The following is a 9,294-nucleotide window of genomic DNA, read 5'->3' as shown; positions in this document are numbered from 1 at the left end:
CTCAAATACAACTTCCTGTTCGTCCACATCGCCAAAACCGGCGGCACCAGCATTCGCGACTCGCTTTGGCGGCAAAAGTGGACCGATCCGTACCGGATTCCGCAGTTTCTCTGCAGCAAGCTGAGCGGGATGACCGGCCATAAGATCGGAGCCAAGTTCCCGCGCCACGCCAAGATCATCGCCGCCAAGGAAATGCTCCCGCGAGAGGTCTTCGAGAGCTTGTTCAAGTTCGCCTTCGTGCGTAACCCTTGGGATTTGCAGGTGAGTTCCTATCATCACATCCGCCGCGAGCGGCCGCAGCTGATTACCCACATCGACAGCTTCGAGGCGTTTCTCCGCTGGAAGCTCGATCCGGCCCGCCCGCCGCAGTATCACGCCGACATGTCGACGGAGCTGCAAAGCGACTATGTGATCGATTTGCACGGCAACACCGTCGTCGATTTTCTCGGACGCTACGAATTCCTGGCCGAGGACTTCGAAACGGCCTGCAAGCGGATCGGCATCAAGACCCCGAAACTGCCCCACAGCCGCAAGGCGACCGACCGCCGGAAGGACTATCGGGATTACTATAACGACGTGACGGCCCAACTCGTGGCGGATCATTACCGGCCCGACATCGAGCGGTTCGGCTATCGGTTCGACGAGCCGCTGGCCTCCAATCTGACCGGCTGAGATGTATCCGTCGCTGCATATTCTCGGCAGCCGACAGTTCGGCGGTGCGGACCAGTTCTACGTGCGCTTGCTGGGCGCGCTGCACGAAGCCGGGCAGCGGGTGATCGCCGTCAACCGGTCCGGCAGTCCGGTGGCAGAAGCCCTGAAGACTAGCGCCATCGAGCAGGTACACCTGCCGCTCGCCAATCAATGGGATCTCTGGTCGGTCTGGCGGATTCGCGAGTTGGTGGCCCGGCGACAGCCGTGCATCGTCCAGACCTACATGGGGCGCGCGACGCGCCTGACCCGTTTGCCTGCCAAGGCGAAGGCCATGCATATCGCCCGCCTGGGCGGTTTCTACAAGATCGACGGCTATTATCGCCACGCCCATGCCTGGGTGGGTAATACGCGAGGCATCTCCGACTATTTGGTCAAGTCCGGTCTTCCCGCGGAACGGGTGTTCCACATCGGCAATTTCGTACCGGAGCCCTTCGTTTTTTCGAGCCAACACCTCGAAGAGCTCCGCGACAAACACAATATCCCAAGCGACGCGCTCGTGTTATTCGCCTTGGGGCGCCTGATCGACAAGAAGGGCTTCGACGATTTGCTGCATGCCTTTGCCGAACTTCCGGCCGAATCGAACGGACGCCCGCTGATCCTGCTCGTTGCCGGCAACGGCCCCGCGGTCGATCGGCTGAAGACGCTGAGCGATAGCCTCGGATTAACCCCTCGCGTCCGCTGGTTGGGCTGGCAACAACCCGACCCGTTCTACGCCTTCGCCGATCTGTTCGTCTGCCCCTCGCGCCACGAGCCCTTGGGCAACGTCATCCTGGAAGCCTGGAATTACCGCCTGCCGGTGGTCAGCACGGCGACCGACGGCGCTCTGGAGCTGATCGACGAGGGGAGAACCGGTCTCCTGGCGCCGTGCGGCGACCCCTCGGAACTGGCGGCGCAAATCCGGGCGGCGCTCGCGCTTTCCGATACCGAAAGAAACATGCTCGGCGAAGCCGGTCATGCATTTCTGCAAAGCCGGTACAGCCGCGAGGCGGTGGTCGGCGCGTACCTCGAGCTTTATCAGCGACTCATGGCGGACAGAGGCGACTGACACTGATGCCGGAAATCGATTCTCCGCCGCAACGCATCCTGATCATCCGGCTCAGCGCCATCGGCGATGTCATCATGGCTTCGGGACTGATTCCTGCGCTGCGCAAGGCGTATCCGAACGCCCGCATCGCCTGGCTGACGGAATCCGCCAACGCCGATCTCCTGCGCCATAACCCGCATCTGGACCAGGTTTATTTGTGGCCGAGGGGCCGTTGGCGGCAGTTGCGCCGGGAGCGCCGCTACCGTGCGTTCGCCAGGGAAGCTTTCGATTTGATCCGATCGCTTCGAGTCGAACGCTTCGACTGGGTGATCGATCTCCAGGGTTTGCTCAAGAGCGGCGTCTGGGCTTGGCTTTCGGGCGGACGGCGGCGCATCGGCCTCGGTTCGCGCGAGGGCAGCCAGTTTCTGATGACGGAGGTCATCGACCGGCGCGTGGATGATCTCCGCATCGGCAAGGAATACAGGATGCTCGCCGAGACCTTGACCGGCCAGACCGATACTTTTGAACTCGATATCGCCGTTTCGGAAGACGATCGAAAAGGGGCAAGAGAACTGCTGGAATCGGCAGGCGTGACCGGAGCATATGCCGTCATCTGCCCGTTCACTACCCGTCCTCAAAAGCATTGGTTCGACGAACGCTGGGCGGAGCTGTCGGTCCGCCTGGCCGGCGAACGCCGGCTCGCCGTCGTTATGCTGGGCGGTCCGGCGGACAAGGCGCGTGCCGAAATCATCGCCAGGCAGACGCCGGGCCTCATTAATTTGGCCGGCCGGACGAGCCTGGGACAGTGCGCGGCGATCATCGAGAAAGCGAGGCTGTCGATCGGCGTCGATACCGGATTGACTCATCTCGGCATCGCTCTGGGCGCTCCGACCGTGGCGATCTTCGGTTCCACCCGGCCCTATTTGGACACGGGCCGGGCCACGGCGAGAGTGCTTTACGAGCGCTTCGAATGTTCGCCCTGCCGCCGTCGTCCGACCTGCGGAGGGACGTTCGATTGCATGCGTCTCCATACCGTGGACAAGGTGTTCGGCGCTGCCATCGAGCTTCTGGAAAAAAGATCATGAAAGTGCTGCACGTGGAAATGGGGCGGCACCTATACGGCGGTGCCCGGCAGGTGGCCTACCTTCTCAATGGCCTGAGCCGGTTTCCAGGAGAGCATGTGCTGGTATGCAGCGAGGGCGCCGAGATCGTCGGGGCTATCCAAAATCCCGCCGTCGAGATTCGACCGCTTCCGTTCCGGGGCGACTCGGATCTCGGCTTTATCGGCCGGCTGCGGCGGCTGATTCGAAACGAAAAACCGGACGTGCTGCACATCCACAGCCGCCGCGGCGATCTTCTCGCCGCTTTGGCCGGACGGCTGGAAAACATTCCGATGATCCATAGCCGGCGAGTGGACAATCCGCCGCGCTGGGTCGACACCCGCATCAAGTTTCCGCTGTTCGAGACCATCGTCACCATATCGGAAGGCATACGCGAGGTGCTCATCGAAGCTGGCGTGCCGGCCGAGCGGGTGGTCTGCGTTCCGAGCGCGGTCGACACCGAGCGCTACCGTCCGGAATGCGATAAGGCTTGGTTTCGCTCGGAATTCGGCCTCGCGGAGGGCGAGACGGCGATCGGCATGATCGCCCAGCTGATCGGCCGCAAGGGGCATGAGGTGTTATTCGACGCCTTGCCCGTGGTCCTGGCTCGTCACCCCCAAACGCGGGTTTTGCTGTTCGGGCAGGGCCCCGTGGAGGCCGAACTTCGGACATCGGCTCGTGCCCGCGGACTCGATGACACCGTAATTTTCGCCGGCTATCGAACCGATATGGCGCGGGTCATACCTTGTCTCGATCTGGTGGTCCATCCCGCCTGGATGGAGGGGCTCGGCGTCTCGTTGCTTGAGGCTGCGGCCTCTGGGGTTCCGATCGTGGCGACGCGGGCCGGCGGCATTCCCGAAATCGTGAAGGACGGCATCAACGGCCGCCTGATCGAGCCCGGCGACAGCGCTTCATTGGCTTCCGCTATCGTCGAACTGCTGGACGATCCGACGCGGCGCCGTGAACTGGGCCAGGCCGGGCGGCGTTTGGTTCTCGAACGGTTCTCGGTCGAAGCCATGGTGGAGGGCAATTACCGGATTTACCGGCAGGTTACGGAAACGGTTGCTGAACGCGGCTAGAGGATTTTCCGATTTGGCGTAGGTCGGCAATCCTTTGCCGACGCCTTCGTCCGCAGTGAAAACGCGCCAGTCAAGTCGTCAGATCCAGCCACACGCTTTGGCAATCCGCTCGGCGCGCTTCTCCCAGCTGTACTCTCGGGCCTTTTGCTTCGCCGCTTGCGCGAGACGGCAGGCGAGTTGCGGATCGTTTTGCAGCCGCCTGATCGCCGCGATCCATCCTCCGGTGTCCGCCGGCTCGACCAACAGAGCGGTTTTCTCGTGATCGACGATTTCCCGAATCGCGGGCAGATCGCTCACGATGATCGGACGTCCCGCCGCCATCGCCTCGAACAGCTTGATGGGGCTGATCGAATCGGCATGGGGAAGGCTTCGCTGGTAGGGCAGCAGGACCAAATCGGAGCGCTCCCACCAGGTCGGCACGTCCCGGTGCGGCACGAAAGGCACGACGTGCAGCTTGCCCGAGGCTTGGACCGTATCTTCCTGTTCGCCCACCAAGGTGACGTCGGCGATTTCCGTTGCAGCGATTTCCTGGAAGACGTCGAGGCCTCGGTCGCGGCTGAGGCGCCCGAGGTACACGATGCGAGGGGCGGAGAGACGGTCGGGATCGAAGGCCGGAATCCGGTCGAATGCGGAAAGTTTGGTCCCGCTCGGACTGACCAGCACGCGCTCCGCGACGGCCCCGGCCCGGATCAATACGTCTGCCGCGGCATGGCTGATGGGGACGAGCCATCCGATGAGTCCCTGCCGATGATGCTTCACGATGCCGGCCAAATACCCTTTGCCGATCAGTTCGCGCTCCGCCTCGTGGATTTCCAGTTGATGCGGTATTCCGGCAGCGGCCAATGTGGCGCTGATTTGCACGGAGCGGGTGTAAACGCCAAGAGCCTTCCGAAGTCGCCTGCCATAAAGCCGAACGAACGGGCGGGCGTTCCAGCGCCGATTCAGCAGCCAGCTGGAACGGATGTCCAAGGACGATTCGATGCCGAAATCGCGCAGCCGGCTTTCCAGGTCCAGCGAACCCGGCCACGGCGGCAAATACAGCGTAGCGTCGACGCCCGCTTGGCGGAATGCCTCCATCATCTGCAGGGTCTGGATCAGATTGGCGCGATTTCGTTGCAGGCGGCTTCGGCCCAGATAAACGACGGGTAGCCTAGTCATGGCGGGCCGCATCGGGATGCCAGGCAAAGCTATAGGCGATCCCGGCCAGTAAAATCCAATAGGCCCGGCAGTCGCCGTGCAGAATGCGGAAGTCGAACAGGCTCCACACGGCCAAGAGAATGAAGCAGCCGGCCAGAAACGCGAAATGGTCTTTCGGCAGAATCCCGGTCTTATAGCTGCGCCATACGTTGGCCATCACCAGAAGAACCGTTGCGGCCAAGACCAGTGCGCCCAAAAGGCCGAAGCGGACCAGGATTTCCAGATAAGTGTTATGAAAGTGGTCCATCCAGTCCGCTCCTTTCGCCTGTGGATGGATCAGCTCGGGTTGACCGCTGATTTCGACGAGATGCTCGGTAGAGCCGGGGCCCCAGCCGAACCAGGGCCGCTCCAAATATTTTTGCAATCCGAATTTCTGAATATCGTGGCGATAGCCGATCGACGTGCGCGGCAAGTGCTGGTTTTCTCCCTGCAAAATCGACGAAACGACCGCGTTTTCCTGATCGATCCGGGTCCGGATCTCGCCGTGGTTCAGGGCAAACAGACCCACAACCACGCCCAGCGCGAGGAGCATGAAAGGAACCGACTTTCCGAGCTGAAGGTCGGTTCTTTTTGTCTTCCAAAAATAATGGATACCCAATGCGCTGGGAACGGCTATGAGTGCGGCAAGCCAGGCGCCGCGGGATTTGGAAGAAATCAGCATGAAACTGGACAGATATAGGGCGGCCAGCCAACAGGCGAGGCGAAATAGGTCATTCAGGGGACTCGTGCGGGTGCTCCAGATTCGCGGGGTATAGATCAAGAGTCCCAGAATTGCCGATGCCGACACCAGACCGCTGAAGATGATTCGGAGTTTGAATCCGGTTCTTTCGGCGACGGTCATGTGATACAAGTTCGACCAATCGGCTTTCCAAAGCATGCCGATCAGGAGCCCCCCGGTGGCCAGGATCAGCGTCCAGTGGATGCGCCGCAGGTCGCCGCGCAGCCACCAGGCCAGCGGCAGAAAGGCGAACAATTTGAGCCAATTCGAGGCGTCTCGGATCTGAAGTTTGCGCGTTTCGGGAAATTCGTCGATCGCGAAATAAGCCCCGATGGCCACATAAATCGCGAAAGCGGCAAACAGTCCGAACATCGGATCGCGGCGAAACACCGGCCATGCCGACGGATTCAACAGAAATGCCAGCGAAAACGCGGCTAACGCGATATTGGTGCCGGCCGGACTCAGCCAGGCAAAAAAGGCGAAAGCCAAGGCAGCCGTGACGCCGGTATAATTGGCATACTGGACCGGGGGAGCGATGACTCCAGCGACCATTGGATGATTTCTATCCGTGTGAAAAAACCACGATTTTAGCAAAGTCGAACAGGCCGCTTGAGAAATCAGGACGGCCTTTTATTAAGCCTGCACGACCTCATGAGCGAAAAACACTCCGACCGAAAGCCACTCACCGATGGAATGATCATCTATCGGCGGCTGCTCAAATACGCTTTGCCCTACTGGAAGATGTTCCTGGCTTCAATAGTGGCCATGATTGCCTATGCCTCGCTGGGACCCGCTTTCGCCAAGCTGATTCAGCCGCTCATCGACGGCAGTTTCATCGAGAATGACCCCGAGATTCTGCGTCAAGCGCCTTTCATATTGCTGGGTTTGTCGATCGCCCGTGGTATCGCCGGGTTCGCCGGGGATTACTGTTCCGGATGGGTCGGACGGCGGGTGATCGCCGATCTCCGCCGGGATTTGTTCGATCAGCTATTGAATCTTCCCTGTGCCTATTACGATCACGCCTCGTCGGGGCAGTTGCTCGCCAAACTGCTGTACAACACCGAGCAGGTGGCGAATTCCTTGACCAAGGGCGTGGTCGCGGTGTTCAAGGACGGATTGACCATCGTCGGTCTCACTTTGTTGATGGTTTACGAAAATGCCTTGTTGTCCCTGGTCTTCATGGTGGTCGGCCCGGTGCTCGGCATCAGCATTCGCCTGGTCAGCAAGCGTTTTCGCAAGATCAGCATGCGTATTCAGGAGTCCATGGGCAATGTCGGCCACGTGGCGCAGGAAGTGATCGATGCGCAGCGCATCGTCAAGGTGTTCAACGGGAAAGGCTACGAAACCGAAAAGTTCGCCAAGGAAAACGAACGCAACCAGCGGCGGCAAATGAAGCTGATCGTCACCGACGCGGTTAGCGGCTCGCTCATACAGCTCATCTATGTCAGCGGGTTCGCGGCGATTTTGTACGTGGTCTCCCTGGACTCGGTGCGCCACACCATCACGCCCGGCAGTCTGATCGCCTTCATTGCGGCGATGGCCATGATGCTGAGCCCGATCAAACGTGCCACCCAGGTCCTCAACATCATGCAGAAGGGGATCGCCGCCGGGGACAGCATCTTCGAGCTATTGGACAAGGAGCGCGAACACGATACCGGTACGCGAGAACTCGACGCGGTAAAGGGACATATCGAATTCCGGAAAGTCGGTCTTGCGTATCACGATGACGGAGATTACGCGCTGAAGAATATCGAGTTGACGGTAAAGCCGGGCGAAACCATTGCGTTGGTCGGACAGTCGGGCAGCGGCAAAACCTCGCTGATACGCTTGCTGCCTCGCCTTTACGAGCCCACTCAAGGCGAAATCCGCCTCGACGGGCGGGACATACGGGAGTTCACCCTGGAGAGTCTGCGCCGGCATATTGCTTACGTGGGGCAGGAAGTTACCTTGTTCAACGACAGCGTTGCCAGCAATATCGCTTACGGTTGCCGGGAGTCGGTGAGTTTCGAGGAGATTCGGCAGGCGGCGAGGACCGCCCATGCGCTGGAATTCATAGAAAACCTGCCGCAAGGCTTCGACACCGTCGTCGGCCAGCAAGGTATCGTGCTCTCGGGCGGACAACGGCAGCGTATCGCCATCGCGCGCGCCGTCCTCAAGAATGCTCCCATCCTGATACTCGATGAAGCGACTTCCGCGCTGGATGCGGAGTCCGAGCGGCACGTCCAGGAGGCGCTGGAGGTATTGATGAAAGGCCGGACCACCTTGGTCATCGCTCATCGTCTGTCCACCATCCAGAATGCGGACCGGATCTATGTCATGCGGGACGGTCGTATCATCGAAAGCGGCACTCACGAACAATTGCTGCGCGGACAATCCTATTACGCGGAGCTTCATCGCTTGCAGTTCGAGCACAAGGCGCTCAGGCCTGTCCCCCACGTTCACGCGATGCCTTAGAAGCTGTCCCGGCAAGCCCTCGAGGCCCTTCGAGAAGTTCGGGACGAACCGGCTAGCGGCAAAATCGGCGTTTACAAAAAATGCGAGTTTCGGGGATTTCTTGCGCAAATTGTTGACTAAAGTCAAGAGAGATATTGCGGTTTTATTCGTTTCGGCCTATGGTGTGTCGGCTCGCACGCAACCGCGGTGACGCTCGGAACTTCAGGCGGCGGCTGGCGAGTCGATAGAAACTACAAGAAGAGGAGGAGAAAGATCATGATGCAATTGCTGGTCGGTCTGACGGTGATCTTCGTCGTATTTGTGATCTACGAGGTATTCAAGACCGTGTCTCGCGCGGATAGCACGCCAACCCCGGTAGCGGCGCCCGAAACGAAAGCCGAGGAAGCCGCCGGCGCGCCTGCTGTCGCCGAAACGGCCGCGCCCGCCGAGGAAGAGGCCGCGCAAACCGAGCGCGGCGGACAGTTGCGCAATCCGGCTACGGGCGAAGTCTCTCCAGTGCCGACAAATTATCGTTTCGCCAAGAAATGGGTCAAAGAGGCCCTGGTCGCGGAAGGATTGCTGGATCGAGTCTATAAGCCTACGGAGCTGAACGACGCGGTTGCCGGGAAGATCAAGGACGCTCTGGATAAGCTCAAGACTCTGGATAAATATCGGGCTTGACGGCGTTGGGCGATGGAGTAAGCCCTTTAGATTTTTTTAGTTCAGGGCGACGGCTGACTCGCCTCCGTTGTGTATCTCGGCCGTCCATCCTCACCGGTTTTCCGCATTTGCTCAGTCCAGTCCCAGCTTTTTCAACTTATAGCGCAGTGCGCGGAACGTGATGCCCAACTGCTTCGCCGCCGCGGTCCGGTTCCAACGGTTTTTTTCGAGAGCCTTGATGATCGCCTGCTTTTCGATCTCGTCCATATAGCTTTCCAGCGACAGACCGTGTTCCCTCACGGGGTTCTCCTCCGACGCAGTCGGAAAAGCCGTTTCGATCATCTCCAATCGCAAACGGTCATCCAGGGAGCG

The 9,294-nt window shown here is 60.1% G+C and carries 9 protein-coding genes; 6 read left to right on the top strand and 3 right to left on the bottom strand.

Going from position 1 to position 9,294, the window contains the following annotated elements; translation table 11 throughout:
* The 4 genes from ABJK70_RS15320 to ABJK70_RS15305 all read left to right on the top strand — a co-directional run.
* A partial coding sequence (locus ABJK70_RS15320; protein WP_347258389.1) for a sulfotransferase family 2 domain-containing protein occupies positions 1-672 on the top strand: 672 nt, incomplete at its 5' end.
* Position 673: 1 nt separating this feature from the next.
* Positions 674-1,756 carry a glycosyltransferase gene (locus ABJK70_RS15315; RefSeq protein WP_347258388.1) on the top strand — a complete coding sequence of 361 codons (1,083 nt, stop codon included), beginning with the start codon at positions 674-676 and terminating at the stop codon, positions 1,754-1,756.
* A gap of 5 nt (positions 1,757-1,761) precedes the next feature.
* Positions 1,762-2,820: a glycosyltransferase family 9 protein gene (locus ABJK70_RS15310; RefSeq protein ID WP_086134860.1), complete on the top strand. Its 1,059-nt coding sequence runs from the start codon at positions 1,762-1,764 to the stop codon at positions 2,818-2,820.
* A complete protein-coding gene (locus ABJK70_RS15305; protein ID WP_347258387.1) occupies positions 2,817-3,914 on the top strand; it encodes a glycosyltransferase in 1,098 nt (365 codons plus the stop codon). Before ABJK70_RS15310 ends, ABJK70_RS15305 begins: the two co-directional genes overlap by 4 nt.
* Positions 3,915-3,992: 78 nt before the next feature.
* On the opposite strand, the gene ABJK70_RS15300 is transcribed toward ABJK70_RS15305, so the two are convergent.
* Together ABJK70_RS15300 and ABJK70_RS15295 are read right to left on the bottom strand one after the other, a co-directional pair.
* Positions 3,993-5,072: a glycosyltransferase family 4 protein gene (locus ABJK70_RS15300; RefSeq protein ID WP_086134870.1), complete on the bottom strand. Its 1,080-nt coding sequence runs from the start codon at positions 5,070-5,072 to the stop codon at positions 3,993-3,995.
* Entirely contained in the window at positions 5,065-6,381 is a 1,317-nt protein-coding gene (locus ABJK70_RS15295) for an O-antigen ligase family protein (RefSeq protein ID WP_086134858.1), read from the bottom strand. Before ABJK70_RS15295 ends, ABJK70_RS15300 begins: the two co-directional genes overlap by 8 nt.
* A gap of 99 nt (positions 6,382-6,480) precedes the next feature.
* Here ABJK70_RS15295 and msbA point away from each other — a divergent pair, with 99 nt between their 5' ends.
* Together msbA and ABJK70_RS15285 are read left to right on the top strand one after the other, a co-directional pair.
* On the top strand, positions 6,481-8,283 hold the full coding sequence (gene msbA, locus ABJK70_RS15290) for a lipid A export permease/ATP-binding protein MsbA (protein ID WP_086134869.1): 1,803 nt from the start codon (positions 6,481-6,483) through the stop codon (positions 8,281-8,283).
* 255 nt (positions 8,284-8,538) lie between these two features.
* On the top strand, positions 8,539-8,943 hold the full coding sequence (locus ABJK70_RS15285; RefSeq protein WP_077731910.1) for a hypothetical protein: 405 nt from the start codon (positions 8,539-8,541) through the stop codon (positions 8,941-8,943).
* 111 nt (positions 8,944-9,054) lie between these two features.
* Here the strand turns inward: ABJK70_RS15285 and ABJK70_RS15280 are convergent.
* Positions 9,055-9,294, bottom strand: a 240-nt coding sequence (locus tag ABJK70_RS15280; RefSeq protein WP_347258386.1) for a helix-turn-helix domain-containing protein, incomplete at its 5' end; no start/stop codon positions are given.

Source organism: Methylocaldum sp., assembly GCF_039794385.1.
Taxonomy (GTDB): domain Bacteria; phylum Pseudomonadota; class Gammaproteobacteria; order Methylococcales; family Methylococcaceae; genus Methylocaldum.
Note: the sequence above shows the minus strand (reverse complement) of the source record. Positions and strands in the feature narration are given on the sequence as shown.